At 39.6% G+C, this 20,336-nt stretch carries 16 protein-coding genes; 13 read left to right on the forward strand and 3 right to left on the reverse strand.

Features of this window, described 5'->3' with window-relative positions:
- Position 1 precedes the first annotated feature (1 nt).
- Positions 2–970, reverse strand: a complete 969-nt coding sequence (gene holB / locus AC504W_RS23340) for a DNA polymerase III subunit delta' (RefSeq protein WP_494874584.1) — start codon at positions 968–970, stop codon at positions 2–4.
- Between the two features lie 333 nt (positions 971–1,303).
- Positions 1,304–1,990, reverse strand: a complete 687-nt coding sequence (gene bchM, locus AC504W_RS23345; RefSeq protein ID WP_494874585.1) for a magnesium protoporphyrin IX methyltransferase — start codon at positions 1,988–1,990, stop codon at positions 1,304–1,306.
- A gap of 472 nt (positions 1,991–2,462) precedes the next feature.
- Here bchM and eno point away from each other — a divergent pair, with 472 nt between their 5' ends.
- A complete protein-coding gene (gene eno / locus AC504W_RS23350; RefSeq protein WP_096580420.1) occupies positions 2,463–3,752 on the forward strand; it encodes a phosphopyruvate hydratase in 1,290 nt (429 codons plus the stop codon).
- 67 nt (positions 3,753–3,819) lie between these two features.
- On the opposite strand, the gene argC is transcribed toward eno, so the two are convergent.
- A complete protein-coding gene (argC, locus tag AC504W_RS23355) occupies positions 3,820–4,878 on the reverse strand; it encodes an N-acetyl-gamma-glutamyl-phosphate reductase (protein ID WP_494874586.1) in 1,059 nt (352 codons plus the stop codon).
- A gap of 476 nt (positions 4,879–5,354) precedes the next feature.
- Between argC and ribBA the strand changes: the two genes are divergently transcribed.
- The 12 genes from ribBA to AC504W_RS23415 all read left to right on the forward strand — a co-directional run bounded on the left by ribBA (position 5,355) and on the right by AC504W_RS23415 (position 20,309).
- The gene (gene ribBA, locus AC504W_RS23360; RefSeq protein ID WP_494878746.1) at positions 5,355–7,064 is read left to right on the forward strand and encodes a bifunctional 3,4-dihydroxy-2-butanone-4-phosphate synthase/GTP cyclohydrolase II; all 1,710 of its coding nucleotides are present in this window, start codon (positions 5,355–5,357) and stop codon (positions 7,062–7,064) included.
- 342 nt (positions 7,065–7,406) lie between these two features.
- Positions 7,407–7,763, forward strand: coding sequence for a hypothetical protein (locus tag AC504W_RS23365; RefSeq protein WP_494874587.1), 357 nt, complete (start codon positions 7,407–7,409; stop codon positions 7,761–7,763).
- 203 nt (positions 7,764–7,966) lie between these two features.
- Positions 7,967–8,608, forward strand: a complete 642-nt coding sequence (gene ccmP, locus AC504W_RS23370; protein ID WP_096580426.1) for a beta-carboxysome protein CcmP — start codon at positions 7,967–7,969, stop codon at positions 8,606–8,608.
- Positions 8,609–8,618: 10 nt separating this feature from the next.
- The gene (locus AC504W_RS23375; protein WP_494874588.1) at positions 8,619–9,419 is read left to right on the forward strand and encodes a pentapeptide repeat-containing protein; all 801 of its coding nucleotides are present in this window, start codon (positions 8,619–8,621) and stop codon (positions 9,417–9,419) included.
- Between the two features lie 595 nt (positions 9,420–10,014).
- A complete protein-coding gene (locus tag AC504W_RS23380; protein WP_494874589.1) occupies positions 10,015–11,463 on the forward strand; it encodes a sugar transferase in 1,449 nt (482 codons plus the stop codon).
- 125 nt (positions 11,464–11,588) lie between these two features.
- On the forward strand, positions 11,589–13,259 hold the full coding sequence (locus tag AC504W_RS23385; protein WP_494874590.1) for an alkaline phosphatase family protein: 1,671 nt from the start codon (positions 11,589–11,591) through the stop codon (positions 13,257–13,259).
- A gap of 75 nt (positions 13,260–13,334) precedes the next feature.
- A complete protein-coding gene (locus tag AC504W_RS23390) occupies positions 13,335–14,282 on the forward strand; it encodes an aldo/keto reductase (RefSeq protein WP_494874591.1) in 948 nt (315 codons plus the stop codon).
- 36 nt (positions 14,283–14,318) lie between these two features.
- On the forward strand, positions 14,319–15,314 hold the full coding sequence (locus AC504W_RS23395; protein ID WP_494874592.1) for a glycosyltransferase family 2 protein: 996 nt from the start codon (positions 14,319–14,321) through the stop codon (positions 15,312–15,314).
- Between the two features lie 43 nt (positions 15,315–15,357).
- Positions 15,358–16,791 carry an oligosaccharide flippase family protein gene (locus AC504W_RS23400; RefSeq protein WP_494879439.1) on the forward strand — a complete coding sequence of 478 codons (1,434 nt, stop codon included), beginning with the start codon at positions 15,358–15,360 and terminating at the stop codon, positions 16,789–16,791.
- A gap of 18 nt (positions 16,792–16,809) precedes the next feature.
- On the forward strand, positions 16,810–17,904 hold the full coding sequence (locus tag AC504W_RS23405; RefSeq protein ID WP_494874595.1) for a glycosyltransferase family 4 protein: 1,095 nt from the start codon (positions 16,810–16,812) through the stop codon (positions 17,902–17,904).
- Positions 17,901–19,148, forward strand: coding sequence for an O-antigen ligase family protein (locus AC504W_RS23410; protein WP_494874596.1), 1,248 nt, complete (start codon positions 17,901–17,903; stop codon positions 19,146–19,148). Before AC504W_RS23405 ends, AC504W_RS23410 begins: the two co-directional genes overlap by 4 nt.
- 105 nt (positions 19,149–19,253) lie before the next feature.
- Positions 19,254–20,309, forward strand: a complete 1,056-nt coding sequence (locus tag AC504W_RS23415; RefSeq protein WP_494874597.1) for a glycosyltransferase family 4 protein — start codon at positions 19,254–19,256, stop codon at positions 20,307–20,309.
- Positions 20,310–20,336 lie beyond the last annotated feature (27 nt).

Genomic DNA, 20,336 nt, shown 5'->3' on the forward strand with positions numbered 1-20,336 from the left:
TTTAGTTTTGCAGATTGCATTGTTGATAGACAGATAATAAAGTACATTCCCAAACTAAGCGCGGTTGAGCATAAACTAAAAGAGCTTTACGTGCCTGTTCTAACTGATGAATAATTCCCGATTGATGCCACTGTTGCCAATAAGAATGTTGGAGATAATCAATTAACCACAGTTGTGATTCTGTATCTAAATCTTTGTCAATTTTTTTAGCTAATTCTAAAGCATGACGGGCAGATTTTGGTGCTGAGGTTAAATTTGTGAGTAACTCAGGGGGAATGGCTTGTAATTGTTCATAACAGGCGATCGCACTTCCTGGACTGCCACCTGCTATATTCAAAACAGCCGGATGCTGCAAAATTTCCTGATGATTTTTTTGCAGCAATACCTGAGTTAAAGCTGCTGTATCTAAGCGATAAAAAGGAATTTTTTGACAGCGCGAAACCAAAGTTGACAACACAGACTCAGGAGAAGGAGCAATTAAAATTATGGTTGCTTTTCCCGGTTCCTCTAAAGTTTTTAGTAGAGCATTTGCCGCTGGTTCTGCCATTGTTTGCGCTTCTTCTAGCACCACTACATTTCTCGGTGCTTCTAAAGGCGGACGGCTGAGAAATTGTGTAATTTCTCGAATTTGTTCTAACCGAATTAACGGTGGTGCTTTACGCTTGAGTTTTTTCTCGGCGGCTTCGGCGGCTGTTAATCTTTGTCCTTGATATTGATATGTTGGCTGTACCCATAACAAATCAGGATGGTTCCCTTGACGCACCCGATTCTGCACAGATGCAACCAACTGCGTCTCGACACTACTAGAAAATAATAATTCTACAAAACACCGTGCTGCTAAACTCCTTCCTACACCATCTGTCCCAACAAACAAATAAGCTGGCGCAACTCTATTTTGCCTAACAGCCTCAGTCAGTAATTCTATGGCTTGCTGTTGTCCAACAAGTTGTGCAAATAAATTAGTAGTCATTAGTCAATTTTAAATTGACTCAGCCCTTGAGGGAGGTAATAATACCAATTCCCCAAAATATGGCTACATATATGCAGCAGAGGGGCAGGGGGCAGGGGGAGAATTATCCATAGCCTGGATTTAGAGAATTGGTATAACCATCTTGTCTACTGCTATAAAATAAAAAACCGCCAGGGAAAGGCGGTCTTTTTAACTCAGCACTCAGCACTTATACCATTTCACGAAAAAAATGATACAAATTTATGGGTTTTTCATTCTTTCCCCCTGCTCCCTGCTCCCTGCCCCCTGCGGTCTATTTGTATCAAACTTAAAGTGAACCGATATCAGCACTTTTTAATTCCGTGTAGCTTCGAGTAAGCGGGAGTAATAGAAGCGAGTTTTAGTCATTTCTTGACGCTGGACTGTAAAGCCATTTTTTTCAATAATCTTCACCACATCAGCTTCACGGTGCAGATAAGCACGAGTTGTCTTGCTGGCACCTGGAAAGAAACTACCAATCTTTTTGAGGAGACTGAGAGCGCAAGTTTTGGGTGCAAAACTCAGGATTATCCGTGATTCTGCCAAAGAACAAAGATGAGAAATCATCTCATCGGCTTTGTCTTGGGGGTAGTGAATGAGAACATCCAAGCAAATTACGGTGTGGTAGTTGCCACTTAGAGATTCTAAATCTTGGACGGCAAAACTAGGATTAGTGGAATTTCCTAAAGCTTCTAAAGCTCTTTGTTTACCTTCTTCCACCATTTTGTCGGAAATATCACTGGCATAAATCTTAGCACCTTCAGTAGCTAAGGGAATGCTGAGACTACCTACACCGCAGCCAGCATCGCAGATTGATAGCTCAGATAAATTGCCATCATTTTTCAGCCAGCCGATAACCTTATCCACGGTTTGTTGATGACCATAGCGAATGTCTAACTGAACTTTATTGACTTCGCCATCACCGTAAATCCGCTTCCAGCGGTCAAACCCTGTGGAATTGAAATACTCACGAACAATCGTTTTATCGTCGGCTGCGTTCATAAACTTCGATTTTTAAGGGTTCCCAATCCTTAAAATTATCATTGTTGGCAGCAAGAGCGATCGCTTTGCTCAGAAAAACTCTATTATCCGTAAGCCCTGACTTTCTTTCTCCTCAGACAGGTTTGGCTTACTGTTGACTTTTGCCTAAAAAATAATCCAAAATCCAAAGTTCGCATATCCTAAAGGGATTTACCAAATATAGACGTAGTTACATAGGTAGGACATTTTGATAGCTTGAATGCCAGCAATAGTAAAATTTTTACCTCCTGCCTTCTGGAGACACTTGCGTGGGCGGGTTTCCCGACTTGAGCAAAGTGTCGTCCTTCTGCCTCCTGCCTTCTGCTATATCTGGAAATCTTCTTTAATCTCAGCCGATTAAGTCGCTGAACAGCCTATGCTAACGGTTAGGTTAATCCACTGGATTTTATGCGCTCAACTCTAAGAACGCACTAGAACAAAGGACAAAGCACAGATGAGTAACATTGTAGATACAGCCATAGAGGCAATTGTGGCACGGGAAATTCTCGATTCACGAGGTAGACCGACAGTTGAAGCCGAGGTGCATTTGCTGAATGGTGCTGTGGGACTAGCGCAGGTTCCCAGTGGAGCCTCTACAGGAACTTTTGAAGCCCACGAACTGCGAGACGACGATAAAAGCCGTTATGGTGGCAAAGGCGTTCTCAAGGCGGTGCAGAACGTCAAAGAAGTGCTGACCCCAAAATTGTTAAACTTGGATGCCCTAAACCAAGAATTAATCGACCGGACAATGATTGCGGTTGATGGTTCAGCGAACAAATCCAATTTAGGGGCAAATGCGATTTTGGCTGTTTCCCTAGCGGCGGCAAAAGCTGGTGCTGAATCTTTGGGGATTCCCCTTTATCGCTATTTGGGCGGGCCTTTGGCAAATTTGCTACCAGTCCCGTTGATGAATGTAATTAATGGTGGCGCACACGCAGCCAACAATGTGGATTTTCAAGAGTTTATGATTGTCCCTGTTGGTGCGTCTTCTTTTAAGGAAGCATTACGTTGGGGTGCAGAAGTATTTGCTACTCTCAGCAAAGTCTTGGATGAAAAGGGTTTGCTGACTGGTGTGGGCGATGAAGGCGGTTTTGCTCCTAACTTGGAATCTAACCAAGTAGCTTTAGAATTGCTGGTAGCGGCGATTAAAAAAGCAGGTTACAAGCCAGGAGAAGAAGTAGCTTTGGCCTTAGATGTGGCAGCTAGTGAATTTTACAAAAATGGTCAGTATGTTTACGATGGTAAACCTCACTCTCCCGCTGAGTTCATTGATTATTTAGGGCAATTGGTTGACCAGTACCCAATTGTTTCCATTGAAGATGGTTTGCATGAAGAAGATTGGTCTAACTGGCAACTGTTGACCCAGAAATTAGGCTCACGGGTGCAATTGGTGGGCGATGACTTGTTTGTCACGAATGCTACCCGCTTGCGTAAAGGCATTGATGAAAAAGCTGGTAACGCCATTTTGATTAAACTCAACCAAATTGGTTCTCTTACCGAAACCTTAGAAACAATTGATTTGGCAACACGCAACAGTTTCCGGTCAGTGATTAGCCATCGTTCTGGTGAAACTGAAGACACAACAATTGCTGATTTGGCTGTGGCTACCCGTGCAGGTCAAATTAAAACAGGCTCTCTGTGTCGTAGCGAACGAGTCGCTAAATACAACCGCTTACTCCGCATTGAGGATGAATTAGGCGATCGCGCCATTTATGCTGGTGCTGTTGGTTTAGGGGCGAAATAAAGTCTGAAGTCAAAAGTGTGAAGTGTGAAATTTATTATTTCATACTTCATACTTCACACTTCATACTTCAAGGATAAAATCCCAATTTGGGCAAACCCAAGGTTTCTTCCCAGCCCAGCATCAAGTTCATACACTGAATGGCTTGACCCGCTTGTCCTTTAATCAAGTTGTCAATAGCTGACATGACAATTACACGACCTGTACGCGGGTCAACTTCAACACCAATAAAGCAAAGATTACTACCACATGCCCACTTGGTTTGCGGATAAACACCACTTTGGCAAACTTTTACCCAAGGAGAGTTGCGATAGAAAGCGTTGTAAATGGTTATTAAATCATCTCTAGCCAAGCCGGGATCGCGGAGTGTAGCGTAGACAGTCGCCAAAATACCGCGCACCATTGGTATGAGGTGGGGCGTAAATTGTACAGTCACTTCATGACCCGCTAATTCGCTACAAATCTGCTCAATTTCTGGGGTATGGCGGTGACGAACGACTCCATAAGCAGCGAGGGAGTTATCAGCTTCAGCAAGTAATAAGTTGACTTTGGCTTGCCGTCCACCGCCAGATGTGCCAGACTTGGCATCGATGATGGCGGTTTCTGGCACAATCAAGCCTTGCTTTAACAGTGGTGATAATGCTAACAAGCTGGCAGTAGGATAACAGCCAGGACAGCCAACCAATTGGGCTTCGCTAATGCGATCGCGGTATAGTTCCGGTAAACCATAAACTGCTGTAGCCGCCGCAGTGCGATCGCTTCTTTCTTGTCCATACCAACTGGTATAAGTTGCCAGATTACTAAATCGATAATCGGCACTCAAATCCAGTACTTTACATCCTTTTTCTAATAATTGCGGTGTAATTTGGCAAGCCAGACCATTTGGAAGAGATAAAAACACAACTTCGCAGCGGTGAGCTATAACTTCTGGATCTACTGCCTCTATTGGCAAATTTACTAAATGAGCCAAATGTGGGTAAAGATCCCCAAAGGATTTCCCCGCACTGCTATCACCGCCTAAATAAACTAGTTCCACTTCTGGATGTTCCATAAGTAGTCGAACTAGCTGCACTCCACCATAGCCTGACGCGCCAACAATCCCAACAGGTACGCGCCTAAAATTGCCCATGATTCTGAAATCCTTATCCGCTTTTGATTAATTTATCAGTCAATGGTCAAGAGTCAATGATCAATGGTTATTTGTCATTTTTCCTTTGTTACCTCAGCACTCAGCACTATTAGAACTTACGCATAAAAACGAAACATCTAGGTTTTTGGGATGGTATAAGGGGGTTTATGAGTGTATGTAGCTAAAACCCTTACACCCTAAATCTTTTCCCCTTATACCCAGTCGCCACAGAGATTGTCTGTGGGTAAGTCCTAACTATGACTTTAATTTTTGGACTAAATCCCAATTTTAACGGTAAAGACTAGACCATGTTATCGAATCATTGCTAGTGTATTCTCCGTCGTATAAAGGAGTTACAATCAAAATATAGAAATTGTTAAAAAAAATTTACTATCACTAACTGGAAGTCTTTTGTGTCAACGCCTAAACCTACACGGCAGTCTTATGGCACTCCGGCTGAGAGCGAAAACTCGCAAATGAGTGTAGCTCCTCAAGCAGGAGAAACCACTGATCATACTGCTCAACCAACTTTTAAATTTGATTCGATTGATGCTGCTTTGGCAGATCTCAAAGCGGGTCGCGTCATTGTGGTGGTTGATGACGAAAATCGAGAAAATGAAGGTGATTTGATTTGTGCTGCTCAATTTGCCACACCTGACATGATCAATTTCATGGCGGTGCAAGCAAGAGGGTTAATTTGTCTAGCGATGACAGGCGATCGCCTCGACGAGCTAGATTTGCCTTTGATGGTGACTAACATTACGGACACTAACCAAACTGCATTTACAGTTAGTATCGATGCTGGCCCCCATTTAGGTGTTAGCACAGGCATTTCTGCCGAAGATCGCGCTCGGACTATTCAAGTTGCTCTAAACCCAGCCACCACACCTTTAGATTTACGTCGTCCTGGGCATATCTTCCCAATTCGCGCCAAAGCTGGCGGTGTTCTCAAACGCGCCGGACATACGGAAGCGGCTGTGGATTTATCTCGATTGGCTGGACTTTACCCAGCGGGGGTGATTTGCGAAATTCAAAACCCCGATGGTTCAATGGCGCGGCTACCCCAGCTAATTGAGTACGCAAAAAACTACAATTTAAAAATTATCAGTATTGCGGACTTAATCAGTTATCGTCTGCAACACGATCGCCTCGTGATCCGCGAAAGTATTGCCGAGTTACCCACACAATTCGGTCATTTCAAAATTTACGCTTACCGCCACACCCTCGATAATTGCGAACACGTTGCTATTGTCAAAGGCGACCCCGCCACTTTCAAAGATGAACCAGTTATGGTGCGGATGCACTCAGAATGTTTAACTGGTGATGCTTTGGGGTCTTTGCGTTGTGACTGTCGAATGCAGTTACAAGCTGCTTTAAACATGATTGAAAGTGCAGGTCAAGGTGTCGTTGTTTACCTGCGTCAAGAAGGTCGGGGTATTGGCTTAATTAATAAACTGAAAGCCTATTCCTTACAGGATATGGGTCTAGATACAGTAGAAGCCAACGAGCGTTTAGGATTTCCCGCTGACCTGCGCGACTACGGTATGGGAGCGCAAATGCTCATGGATTTAGGTGTAAAAAATATTCGCTTAATTACCAATAATCCCCGCAAGATTGCTGGGGTTAAAGGCTATGGCTTGGAAGTTGTCGATCGCGTACCCTTATTAATTGAGTCCAACGACTACAATTCCTATTACCTCGCAACCAAGGCGAAAAAGTTAGGTCACATGCTGTTGCAGACCTATCTAGTGACCATCGCCATTCATTGGCAAGATGACCCCCAATCAGTAACGAAACGTTATGAACGGTTGGAAAAATTGCGGCATTTCGCCAAAACGAATGATTTATTGTTGCAAGAAGAAGCCCGTCCTTTGGCGATCGCTTTATTCGATGAACCATCTTTGACTGTACACTTAGGGTTTGACCAACCAAAAGTAGCCAGTTGTGATTGGTACAAGCAAACTGGCCATCCTTACCTGCAAGCAGTCTTCCAAATTATAGATAATCTAGCCACATTACCCTACATTCAGAAACTCGAATTTCTGATTTCTTCTGGTTGTGACCCTCTGACTAATTTGCAAGTTCAACTTGATCGTCAGATTTTATCCTTAGATACTTTGCCTTCATCTATTAGCGATAGTCTGGAAAAGCAGAAAATTTATAGCTTTACCAAAAAATCTGAGTAACGCTTTTTTCTGCTTACCCAAAGCCTTATATCCCCGACTTCTGAAAGAAATTGGGGATATTTTTGTGTAACAAGAATTTATATTCTGCTATAGAGGAATTAAATTTTACTAAACTTTAACCACAGACTTTAATCTTAATAATTATTATAAATTTGCAGTAATAATCAGAAGTTTTATTATGTATAAATTGTGTTTTGTAATCAAGCTCTATAAATCATTGACAGAGAATTTACAGATTAAATAAAATACTGGCAGATGTAGATTATATCTAATAGCAAAAGTTACTAAATTATTTGCTGAAATAATAATAGCAATCAACACAACAGAATTGGGATAAAATTTATGAAAGCTAAAATCATTGCTGCTTTAACAGTTATGGCAGCTATTTTCAGCTTAGAAAGCCTGGTTCGCGCTCAGTCACTATCTGCACCCATTGTCAATGAGGAAAGCTACAAAATAACTAGTGATTCTCTAGAAGGAATTGATACAAGAACAGCAGAAAATGACTTTATGAAATTCTTTGAAGGAGGAAATATCAACCGTCCCTCCAACAACACCCAAACAAATAAATCGTCCTCTAATGGATTAGGTTTTAATCGCTCAGTCTTGTTACCCAGTACTTCTATTTTCTTACAACCAGCGGCTCAGTCTACAGATGGTAATAATGGATTAGAGGTGCAACTAGATTTAGGGAGCTAAAGTTGACTATCTCCTAATAGAGAAGATCTCATATATATAGATGAAAATTGCGAGAGTTCAAAACCCCAGTTTCTTTTGAGTAGCTGGGGTTTCTTTGTTTTCATACGCAGCATTAAGGTATTGACCGTGGGTTATGGTAGTTTAAAGTTACAGGCATATTATTGCAATATGTAAACTTTACCTCATGACTGGAGAGCAAAACCTTGGGTATAGAACTACGCAGTTTCGTATTTCTTGACAGCTTGCAACCTCAACACGCAGCCTATATGGGAACAGTAGCTCAAGGTTTCTTGCCATTACCAGGAGATACATCACTGTGGATTGAAATCTCTCCTGGTATTGAAATCAATAAAATTACTGATGTAGCATTAAAAGCTGCTTCTGTGCGTCCTGGAGTTCAGGTAGTTGAGAGATTATATGGTTTATTAGAAGTTCATTCTGGTTCCCAAGGAGAAACACGCACAGCTGGTCAAGCCATTTTAGATTTGTTAGGAGTCAGACGAGAAGAATGTCTCAAACCGCGTGTTGTGTCTAGCCAAATCATCCGCAACATTGATGCTTACCAAACACAACTGATAAATCGCACCCGCCGAGGACAGCTGTTACTAGCTGGACAAACTTTGTATGTATTAGAAGTTGAACCAGCTGCTTACGCCGCGTTAGCCGCCAATGAAGCAGAAAAAGCAGCATCAATTAATATTTTGGAAGTACAAGCTGTAGGTAGTTTTGGCAGGCTGTATTTAGGTGGGCAAGAACAGGATATTCTAGCAGGAGCAAGGGGAGCGTTAACCGCGATTGAAAATGTAGCTGGCCGGACAAATCCCAATAGTGGCCGCCAGGAGTAAAGGAGAGAAAATGGCAAATCAAGAGCATCTGGTTTTATTGAAAGCAGGTGCAGTTACCTGGAGTGAATGGAGACAGCAAAATCCTCAAATTCAACCAGATCTCAGCGCTGCAAACTTGCAAGGAGAAAATCTCAGAGGTGCTAACCTGCAAAAAGTCAATTTGACCAAAGCAGATTTGAGTCAGGCTTTACTTGTACGTGTTAACCTCAACGGTGCAGATTTGAGTGGTGCAAACCTTTATCAAGCCAAGCTAATTGAAGCAAATTTGAGTACAGCTAACTTTAGTGTGGCTAATTTAAGGGGTGCAACTTTAACACAAGCAGATTTGAGTTATGCCAATTTCATTGGTGCTGACTTAAGTGAAGCAAATTTAAAAGAAAGTGCGATCGCCCATGCTATCCTTATCGGCACAGACCTGAAAGATGCTAACCTCAGAGGCGCTGATTTAGGTGCGGCCAAACTCATTCGTGCTAACCTCGCTTATGCAAGTTTAATAGAAGCCAACTTGATTGCATCTGACCTCAGCAAAGCCAACCTCTACAAAGCAGATTTAATTGGAGCTTATCTTTACAAAACAGATATGTGCAGTTGCAATCTTAGCTATGCTTACCTAAGTAGCGCATATATGCTGCAAGCAAACCTCAGTGAAGCTGACTTAACAGGCGCAAACCTAAGTTATGCTCACCTTCAAGGAGCCAACTTGGCAGGTGCTAATCTGAATGGCGCTAACTTAACTGGGACTAAACTCCGAGGCGCTAACCTCATCGGTGCAAATCTTGAGGATGCCACTATACCTGATGTATGTCATTAATCTTCAGACGTTACATGAACATGGATGAATTGAGATTGATTCTATATTCATGTAATGTCCACCTATGGCGGTCTAAGCATAGATTAGGACTATTGTGATTTCTAAAACCCCGGTATGGTAAATACTGAGTTTCTACTCGGCTCTCAACACTCTGAAATAATTTTGATGTTTTTAAATAACTTCGACTCAAACTGCTCTTAAGTATTACCACTGTAATATATATATTACTTATACAAAATATTTTTACTAGGTATAAAAACATAACACCATAATAACCATAAGGCAAGTTACATAAGCACAAATCTCAAATAACTCCAAAAAATGTAAAACTTCGATAAAGATACTTACTATTTAGCTATTTTTCTATCCACTGGCACTTAATATTTACCCAGTTGATAGGGGAGTATCTATGTTTCAGGTATTAGTATTTTCACTTGCACTGGTGAAATAATTAGCATATATAAATAATATTGTTTAAGTAAAAAAAATATCACAGTAGATAGATAATACTGTGACCCTTATGTAGAAATGATATTCAATTTACTGTCATAGTTTTCCAGCAGATTATCTAACACAACCAAATATCACAAAGAATATGACTCATCAAAGTACTACTACTCATCCAACCAATTACAATAACTGGCGTAATTCTGCTCTAGATTTGCGTGCTGCTGCATTCCTTAAACTGAGTAAAGGCGCTTGGTGGCTACGAATACTAACATTAGTAATAGTAGATTGCTTTGCTTTATTCTTTGCGTGGAAATTAGCGCAATATCAGGGTTCTCATGTAGATGCTTCTAGATATGCACAAAACAACCACATATCTGAGTTGATTGTGCTACAAATAGCATCATTAGCTCTCCAAGGTACATATCAATCAGGTCAGCAACGTTGTGACTATTTGGGTATTATTAAAACACTAACTTTCGCCCAAGGTCTAATCTTACTTGTTAGTGTTTTGTATCAACCTATCATAGAAGCTGATAAATCTACATTAACTGTATCTTGGTTGCTAAGTACAACTTTTGTGATTACTGGTAGATTAGCAATTGAACTAGCTCTGAAATATTTACGTCAGCGGAAAATAATAGGTTGTAACTCCGTTTTTGTTATTTGTGAACCTGAATATTATGAACAAACTACCAAATTTATTAAAAACGAAAAACGTTACATAATTCGAGGGACGGACACAGCCAGAGCCTTAGATAGATATAATCGGGAAGCTACCTTAGAAAAACTGAACAGACTAGGAATAACAGAAGTTTTTATTGCTTGGGATGCCATCAAAAATCGGATGTTTTTATGCTGGCTATTTCAAGCAGCAGGTATAACCGTAAATATTATCCCGATGCAATTAAAGCCGATACATAGACAAGTCTACATTCAAAAAGTTGGCGGAATGCCTTGTCTAAGTGTAAGTTGTCCCACAATCATTGGTAAAGACTTCTGGCTAAAGCGGATATTTGATTTTTGTTTTACTGGGTTGTTTTTAGTTTTTACCTCACCGATTTATTTAGCGATCGCTATTGCCATTAAACTAGATTCTCCAGGCCCAGTATTTTATAAGCAAACTCGTATTGGATTAAGTGGAAGACAGTTTAAAGTATGGAAATTCCGGACAATGAGACCGGATGCAGATAAACTCCAAAAAGAACTAGAAGCTTTAAACGAAACCAAGGATGGGATCATTTTTAAAATTAAAGATGATCCTCGGATTACCAGAATCGGCAAATTTCTCCGACGTTATAGCCTAGATGAACTACCACAATTGTTTAACGTTTTATTAGGAGAAATGAGTCTGGTTGGCCCTCGTCCTCTACCTACTAGAGATGTAGATAAATTCTTAGATCATCATTTCTTGCGTCAAGAAGTTTTGCCTGGTGTCACAGGTCTTTGGCAAGTATCAGGACGCTCGAACATTTTAGATTTTGAACAAGTTATCAATTTAGATATGAGCTACATTGAAAACTGGTCACTGCAATTAGATTTCGAGATTTTACTGAAAACAGTTCAAGTAGTCTTGAAAAAAGAAGGCGCATACTAAAAGTAACTTTGAATCAAAACTTTCGCCCCTTATAAGTTCATAAAGTTTTCCCATTCAAGATGGAAGAAATACAGTAAGCTCAAAATTTGACCAATCTTCATCAGGGAAATTGATAGGAAACTGTAATGAAAAATCAAGTCATTGTTATTGGATTAGATGCTGGCGATCCGTGGTTATTAGAAAAATGGATGAATGAAGGCCATCTCCAAACCTTCAGCCAGCTACGTGAACAAGGAATATACGGTCGCCTCAATAATACAGTTGAATATTGTGGTCATCAAGAAGAACTAACTTCTACAGAGGCATTATGGCCAGCATTTATCACTGGTCGCCGCGCCGATAAGACAGGATACTGGGATATCGTTAAGTATTATCCCCATCGCTATGAAATTTCCTGTGAACTATGCGATAGCGGGTATGACTATGAAACACAACCACCCTTCTATGCCTTGGGAGATAAATATAAGGTAGCAGTATTCGATCAACCTTATGCCAATCTCAGCGATCGCGTTAATGGTGTACAAATCTTGGGGTGGGGAGGAACTTATCCTTATACCCCCAACGCTTCTCAACCTTCGACAATCTTGCCAGAAATTATACAGAAGTATGGCAAAAACCCCATTATTTATAACGACAATGGTATTTGGTGGGATAAAGCTTATATAGAGTGGGAAAAGCAAGCACTTAAACAAAGTATTGCCGGACGTTCGGCTATTTGCCGCGATTTATTGCGCCGTGACTCCTGGGATTTGTTATTAACAAATTTCAACGAAACACACACAGGTGGTCACGACCTTTACGCTTTCAGTGATCCTGAGCATCCGCTTTATGAGCATTTAACCAAAGGCTACAACAGTGTTGATCCGCTTTTAGAAACTTACAAAGACATTGATCGTGCCATTGGAGAAATTTTAACGGAAGCAGCTGATAATGCCTATGTTTTATGTTTCTCACCACATGGTATGGGACTTAACTTTAGCGATTTGTTAAGTCAAACCTTCCTACCAGAACTACTTTATCGCTATAGTTTCCCCGGAAAAGTAGCGATCGCTCCAGGTCAAGTAGGCACTACCCCACCACCAGTTATTACCAAACCAATAAGAAACTCTTGGCCAGGCAATATCTGGACAAGCCTATATGAACCTAATCCTATAGCCAAGTTTTTCAAAACCTGGACTCATAAAAAGTTTCTCCAATCGAGTCAGCACGGTTTACGCTCTCCTTATTCAGCCGAAGCTGAAGCAACAGCAATGGGCTGGATGCCAGTTATGTGGTTCCAACCCCTCTGGCCACAAATGAAAGCCTTTGCGCTGCCTGGCTTTGCCGATGGTCACATCCGCATCAACCTCAAAGGACGAGAACGTGATGGCATCGTCACTGCTGAAGAATACGCTACAGTTTGCGATGAAATCTCACAAATGCTTTATCGCCTCAAGGATGCCCGTACAGGCAAAGCTCTTGTGAAAAAAGTTATCCGTACTCGGCGATCGGCAACCAACAACGATCCCACACTGCCCGATTCTGATCTCGTTGTTTTGTGGCACGAACAAATCACTGATGTAGTTGACAGCCCTGACTTCGGCAGAATTGGCCCTATCCCCTACTTCCGTGCTGGTTCTCATTGGGAACGGGGATTTTTAGTAGCTAAAGGCCCAGGCATTGCCCCTAATTCCGAATTAACAACAGGTGAAGTTGTCGATCTACCACCAACAATTTTGGGATTAATGGGTGCGCCAATTCCTGCACACTTTGATGGCAAGCCTCTAATCACTGCCTCAGTCTCTCAGATTAGTTAATTCTTCCCAAAAGGGAGTAACCCTGAAACCCATTACAGGTATATTGCAATAAAATCTCACACTAATTTGAGACTTATGGAAATCAAACAACTGAGTAATACAGGAGTTGGCATTAGCGGAATTGGACTTGGTGCCATGCCCATGTCCTTGAGTGGCAGACCCACAGAATCCGAAGCAATAGAAACCATCCATCGTGCCTTGAAACTGGGTATCAACCTCATAGATACCGCTGATTCTTACTGTCTTGATGAGTCAGAGAAACATCATAATGAGCGCCTGATTTGTAAAGCCCTCCAACAATATGATGGCGATACCAGCCAAGTTGTCACAATTACCAAAGGTGGCTTGATGCGACCCAACGGTGAATGGGTTCCTAACGGTAATCCTGAACATTTGCGGCAAACCATTCAGGAAAGTTTTGCAGCTTTAGGCGGAGTCAAGCCCATTGACTTATGGCTATATCACAGTCCCGATCCTAACTACTCCATCAAAGAATCCTTAACACCTGTCAAAGAAGCCGTCGCCGCCGGATTAATTAAGTATGTCGGCGTGTCCAATTTCTCTGTAAATCAAATCAAGCAAGCCCTTGAGATAGTAGATATTGTTGCAGTTGAGAATCAGTATCATCTCTGGCATCGTAACCCAGAATTTGATGGCATACTGGAATACTGCGAACAAGAAGCACTAACTTTTCTCGCCTGGAGTCCCCTTGGGGGAGTTGGCGGTAAGCGTCGTTCTAGTAATTTAGATGCAGTCCCCATTTTGACAGAACTAGCCACAGCCAAAGGAGTATCAATTTACTGTATTCTTCTCGCTTGGTTGCGGGCAAAATCACCCGTTGTTGTGCCTGTTGTGGGAGCCAGAAAACCAGCCAGTATTGCAGATTCTGCAAGCTCAGTAGCTGTGCAATTATCAGATGCAGAGATCAAACAAATCGACAACTCAGTGCCTTCCACAAGCATTGCTCGCAAAGGTTTGAACTGGGTGAAACGGCAATTAGAACGGATACCCTTGCCACGTTGAGCTAGACATTCATCAATTAATTAAAAGACTATTGACATGAATCCCGAAGTATCAATCATCATTCCGGCGCATAACACCGCAAACTATATTGCACGAGCTATAGAATCAGCTTTAGGGCAAACCCTCACCAACTTGGAAGTGATTGTAGTAGATGATGCTTCTAGTGATTCAACTTTAGAAGTTATCAATAGCTTTGTGGATTCACGTCTCAAAGTCTTGGTCAACCAAAAAAATCTGGGAGTGAGTGGCGCACGTAACCGAGCGCTGAAAGAAGCTCAAGGAAAATGGATTGCTGTGTTGGACTCTGATGATTGGTATGCACCGGATAGGTTAGAAAAACTGCTGCAAGTGGCAACAGCAGAAAACGCCGATATTGTGATTGATGACCTCCACTTTATCCAAAGCGGTGACACGTCTCCTTGGAGTACATTGTTGAGACAGAGTGGAGAGCAAATTCATACACCTTGTCAAATTAACGCACCGTATTTTGTCGCAACAGGCATTTATGGACAACCAGGATTACACCTAGGTTTATCTAAGCCCATCATCAAGCGAGAATTTTTACTCAAGCATGAAATTCAATATGACGAAAACATGCAGGTTGTAGAAGATTTCCATTTGCTGTTGCAATGTTTAGTGAAAGAAGCTTACTTAATTTTTGTTCCGCAAGCATATTATTTTTATCTTTCTCGTCCAGGCTCTCTAGTAACTCAAAGTAAAGTACGGCATATTAACCAATTCATTGTGTCGCTCAATTATTTTTTGCAACAAGATATTGTTCAATCTAACTCTAAATTAGTTCACAGTCTATCTAAAAGTCTGGCAGTACTAGAGAAAAACCGAGCTTATTACAGTGTAGTCGAACCTCTCAAACAAAAAAGAGTCTTAACAGCTTTATTTGAGTTCATCCGTAATCCATATTTTTTAGTCCATTTTATTAGTCAACTTAAACTTATATTAAAACGTCGTTTTAGATATTATATTCTTGGAGATAAATTAGTCTACGAAATATCATATCGAAACAATAGTTAACTGAGAATATGTTATTTTTATCCAGTAATAAATTTAAATCATAATGCTAGAAAAACGTAAATTAATCAGCAATTCTCTCTCAATGCTTATTAATAGGTTGGTTCAAAGCATTGCCACATTTGTACTAACCGCAGCTATTGCACGAATATTAGGGGCTGAAGCATTAGGACAATATCTATTAGCATTTAGCTATTACTTTATTTTTGTGAATATTGCCTCACAGGGACTAAAAACTTTGTTCACTAGAGAACTAGCCCGTGAGCCAGAAAAAACTCCTATTTTTCTCACAAATGGCACCTTATTACAATTTATTTTTGCTCTTATTGGTTATGTAGCATTAGCCATTGTGGTGTTTTTATTGCCTTATAGTGTTCAAACATCCACTGTTTGCTACATTATGGGTTTAACGATTATTCCATTTTCCTTGTCAAATATCACAGAGGCAATTTTTCAGGCTCAAGAAAGAATGCATTTAATTGCTCTTTCTACAGTTCCTGTTTACGTTTTGCGGGTAATGTTGATGATATGGGCAATGCAAATGAAGTATGGAGTTAATACTTTAGCAGAAATTTTATTGGCTTCTGAAGCGATAATTCTAGTAATTGAATGGCTATTACTGATAGGTACAGTCAAACTAAAATGGCAAATTGAAAAGGATTTTATTTGGAATAGTATTAAAGCTGCACGGACATTTTTTGCCATTGAAGGTATAGCCGTAGTTAGTAGTAGAATGCAAATATTGATTATTTCGCTATTAGGTAACGAAGCTTTAGTCGGTATTTATGGTGGCATCGTGCAACTAATGCAACCATTCCTCATTATTGCTAATAGTATGGCTACAGCAATATTTCCCACTTTATCCAAGGCAGTGGCTCAAGGAAAAGCACATCAACGTAAAATTACAGAAAATTTTATTGAAATACTGTTAATTATAGCTTTACCATTATTAATGGGTTGTTGGTTTTTTAGCAAAGATTTATTGATTTTTTTATATAATCCTAGTTTTGCTCAAGGCAGTCTAGCTCTTAATGTCATTACTCTAACTTTATTGTTTTTGCCATTTAATCGCGCATTATCTAATCTGCTAGTAGCTAATGGTTTGGAGAAGTTTAATTTGCGCGAAGTTGTGATTACTAACACAATAGGTAGTTTTTTAGGCGTATTACTCGTATCCCAATTTCAATTATTGGGTGCAGCTACTACTGATTTAGTAATGAGAATTTTGGGATTCAGCCAATATTGTTGTTACACATATAGTCGTTTATTTCCATTAAACATATTGCAAATTATTCGTCGTCCAGCTTTAATTACTTTTTTAATGTTACCTGTATTTTTGATTTTGAAAGGGGCTAGTCATAGTTTCTTAATAACTTTAATGATTTCTACTTTTATCTACTGTTTGATTATTTGTTTTATGGGTATTAACTATTTGGGTGGAATTCGCGTTGTTTGGTCAAAGGTAGCAGTCAAAAGATAATTAAAAAATAAAAAAATTATGATGAAAGTAGCTTTACTACATTTCTGTTTTGAAGACTACACGATTGAATTAGCAAATAGTCTAGTAAAATATGTAAATTTAACGCTAATTCATCCAGAAAAAGTTTCTGCGGTCTGTCGCAATGATTTAGATTCAAATATCCATGTAATTAGTTTTAAGAAACCACGAATTCGAGATCCACGTAATCTACTGTCTATGTCTACTATGATGCGGAGCATCCAAGAGGTGCAACCAGATGTTTTACATGTACAGGAAACTAACGATCCTTGGTACGATCTGGCGTTACTCTTTAATAAGATGCCCCCATTGGTGACAACTATCCATGATGTGTATCGTCATCCAGGCGATCGCCAAAGTGTATTTGGTTCGGAATATACTCGACGTGTCGCATTCTCTCGCTCTCAACAACTCATTGTTCATACAGAAGGTTTAAAGCAAGCACTTATCCAAGATTTTCAGGTTCCAAAGCAGCGAGTTAATGTGTTAAATCATGGGGAACTTGGCAGCTTGTACCAAAGAAGAGCCAAAACAAAAACTTTAGCAAGAGAACCTTATACATTGCTGTTTTTCGGCAGAATCTGGCCTTATAAAGGTTTGAACTATTTGTTAAAAGCTATGCCATTGATTGCTGCTAAAATTCCCCAAGTCAAATTAATTATTGCGGGACGCGGCGAAAATATTCAACAATATTTTCCTCATGGTTATGACCATCAGCAAATCGAAATCATCAATGACTTTATTCCAGAAGAAGACGTAGCCGGACTTTTTCAACGCAGCACAATTTCAGTCTTGCCTTACATTGAAGCATCTCAAAGTGGCGTAGCGGCGTTATCTTATGGTATTGGAACGCCAATAGTTGCATCGGATGTTGGCGGATTGCGAGAAATCATCAAACCAGAAAAAGATGGAATCTTAGTTCCACCTGGGGATGTAGAAGCCTTAGCTAATGCCATCATTCGGTTGTTGAGCGATCACACTTTGCAACAACAAATGCAAACAGCTGCATTAGCTCGCTGTCAGCATGATTTAAATTGGTCAAATATTGCAGAGCAAACGTTTGATGTTTATCATCATGCAATCAAAAGAATATGAAAAAATTACTCATTGGTGCTGAATATCTATTTACCGTTGTCGCATTGTTAATTTATTCAGGAGCTATCTTAGACCTTATCTTATCGGGAGGAGCGCAAGAAAATGAGTTCGTTGAATTTGATAGTACCTTAATCAGAGTTATTAATCTGTTACTTTACATAGTTACTTCTTCTTTACTAGTTTTACGTTGGAAGAAAAGCCTTTATTTTTTAATCAAAGGAAAATGGATTTTTGGATTAATTATACTTGCAGCTATTTCGATTATTTGGTCTTTTGAGCCTGCAACAACATTGAAAGATAGTTTTACGCTCATAGGTTCAACCTTATTTGGAATTTATTTAGCTTCCCGTTATACCCTTAAACAGCAGTTATATTTATTAGCTTGGTCATTTGGAATTGCTATATTACTAAGTTTTATTTTTGCTATAGCCTTACCAAAATACGGGATAATGGGCGGAATTCATCAAGGAAAGTGGCGAGGAGTATTTTTACATAAAAATGGTTTGGGTGCTGCGATGCTAAACAGTGGCATTGTTTTTCTAATCATGGCATATCAAAATCGAAAGCAAGCTTATATTTTTTGGCTTGGATTTAGTTTATCATTCTTACTTTTATTGCTTGCTTCTTCAACTTCATCTTTAGTAAATTTATTAATTTTGATTAGCGCATTTTTTATTTTTCAAACATTCCGTTGGTCTTATAATTTAATGATCCCCACAATAATGCTAATAACTACTTTAGGCGAAGGAGCATATTTTTGGTTTAATAATAGTGCTGATATCCTCTTTTCCTCTATAGGGAAAGATGCCACATTAACTGGAAGAACAGACTTATGGCCTTTGGTTCTGGAAATGATTTGGAAACATCCTTGGCTTGGTTATGGTTATGGTGGATTTTGGCAAGGATGGAATGGTGAATCAGCTTCCATTTGGTGGGCTGCTGGTTGGACACCAACCCACCCTCACAATGGTTATTTAGCTCTATGGCTAGATCTAGGTATTTTAGGATTAGGGATATTTTTTATAGGTTTTTTGCAGAGTTATTTACAAGCATTAGCTTGGGTACGGAATAGTAAAACATCTGTTGAGATTTGGCCTATTATACACATGACATACATTGTCATAGTTAACTTGACTGAATCTTCACTGGTAAAATCCAATAGTATTAGTTGGATACTTTATGTGGCTGTTTGTTTATCGTTGTTTATACCTGCAAATTTAGACAAAAAAATATCGCTTCAATAAGTATTAATTATTGAACATACACTATTTAGTAATTATTATTTTTTATCAAATTTTAATATTTATAAAATAAAAAACGGGATGTTTATGCAGAAGATGCGAATTTTAATGTTAGGCGAAAGTTTAGATAGACAAGGTGGCATAGTATCTGTTGAAAAATTGATGCTTCAACAAGCACCGACTGAGATACAAATTAGACATCTACCTACTTTACCTAGTGGTTCAACATTAAGGAAAATATTAGTCTTTAGTCAGGCTTTAGGAATCTTGTGCTGGCGACTATTACAACAAGAAGCTGATATTGTTCATATTCATGTTTCGGAACGTGGTAGTGCTTTTCGTCAGGCAATTACAACAATGATTGCTTGGCTATTGCGTAAACCAGTAATTCTTCATACTCATAGTGCTGATTTTCATATTTTTTATGCACATTTGCCAAAATCAATCAAGGCTATGTTGAGTTGGGTATTTTCTAAATCAACTCGTTTTATTGTTTTATCAACTAGCTGGAAAAATTACTATATAGATCACTTGGGTTTGAACGCAGAGCAAGTGTGCGTTTTATCTAATCCAGTCAAATTTCCTACAAAAGTTGCTCAACGCATCATTGCTAAAAAAGTTAATTTTTTATTTTTAGGAAGAATCGGAGAACGTAAGGGAGCTTTTGATTTGATTCAAGCATTTGCTGCAATGCCTGATGAAAACAAGCAAAATGCAGAATTGATCATAGCAGGTGATGGAGATACGGAACAAGCTAAAAATTTAGTAGAAGAACTACAGTTAAGTGATTGCATTACTATTTTAAGTTGGGTAAATGAACAGCAACGAGATACACTTTTAGCAAAAGCTGATGTTTTTATACTACCTTCATATAATGAAGGTTTACCAATGGCATTATTAGAAGCTATGAGTTGGGAATTACCTGTGATTACTACACCAGTTGGAGGTATACCTGAACTCGTCATTCCTAATCAAAATGGTCTATTAGTTGAACCAGGAAAAATTCAAGAATTATCGATAGCAATGCAGCATTTAATTAATAACCCGGAGTTTAGGCAAAGCTTAGGCCAGAATGCTAGAGAGAGTGTTCGATCATTTGATGTGAATCAATATATGAATTATTTATCTAAAATTTATGATTCAATTCTAGTTGAGTCTCATTAAACTATCTAGAAGATTTATCCCAATTAG

Source organism: Nostoc sp. C96, from assembly GCF_059384975.1.

Excerpts from the sequence above, each read along its gene's own strand:
- holB (WP_494874584.1), bottom strand. The coding sequence starts at position 970 with ATGACTACTAATTTATTTGCACAACTTGTTGGACAACAGCAAGCCATA.
- bchM (WP_494874585.1), bottom strand. The coding sequence starts at position 1,990 with ATGAACGCAGCCGACGATAAAACGATTGTTCGTGAGTATTTCAATTCC.
- eno (WP_096580420.1), top strand. The coding sequence starts at position 2,463 with ATGAGTAACATTGTAGATACAGCCATAGAGGCAATTGTGGCACGGGAA.
- argC (WP_494874586.1), bottom strand. The coding sequence starts at position 4,878 with ATGGGCAATTTTAGGCGCGTACCTGTTGGGATTGTTGGCGCGTCAGGC.
- ribBA (WP_494878746.1), top strand. The coding sequence starts at position 5,355 with ATGAGTGTAGCTCCTCAAGCAGGAGAAACCACTGATCATACTGCTCAA.
- AC504W_RS23365 (WP_494874587.1), top strand. The coding sequence starts at position 7,407 with ATGAAAGCTAAAATCATTGCTGCTTTAACAGTTATGGCAGCTATTTTC.
- AC504W_RS23375 (WP_494874588.1), top strand. The coding sequence starts at position 8,619 with ATGGCAAATCAAGAGCATCTGGTTTTATTGAAAGCAGGTGCAGTTACC.
- AC504W_RS23380 (WP_494874589.1), top strand. The coding sequence starts at position 10,015 with ATGACTCATCAAAGTACTACTACTCATCCAACCAATTACAATAACTGG.
- AC504W_RS23385 (WP_494874590.1), top strand. The coding sequence starts at position 11,589 with ATGAAAAATCAAGTCATTGTTATTGGATTAGATGCTGGCGATCCGTGG.
- AC504W_RS23390 (WP_494874591.1), top strand. The coding sequence starts at position 13,335 with ATGGAAATCAAACAACTGAGTAATACAGGAGTTGGCATTAGCGGAATT.
- AC504W_RS23395 (WP_494874592.1), top strand. The coding sequence starts at position 14,319 with ATGAATCCCGAAGTATCAATCATCATTCCGGCGCATAACACCGCAAAC.
- AC504W_RS23400 (WP_494879439.1), top strand. The coding sequence starts at position 15,358 with ATGCTAGAAAAACGTAAATTAATCAGCAATTCTCTCTCAATGCTTATT.
- AC504W_RS23405 (WP_494874595.1), top strand. The coding sequence starts at position 16,810 with ATGATGAAAGTAGCTTTACTACATTTCTGTTTTGAAGACTACACGATT.
- AC504W_RS23410 (WP_494874596.1), top strand. The coding sequence starts at position 17,901 with ATGAAAAAATTACTCATTGGTGCTGAATATCTATTTACCGTTGTCGCA.
- AC504W_RS23415 (WP_494874597.1), top strand. The coding sequence starts at position 19,254 with ATGTTAGGCGAAAGTTTAGATAGACAAGGTGGCATAGTATCTGTTGAA.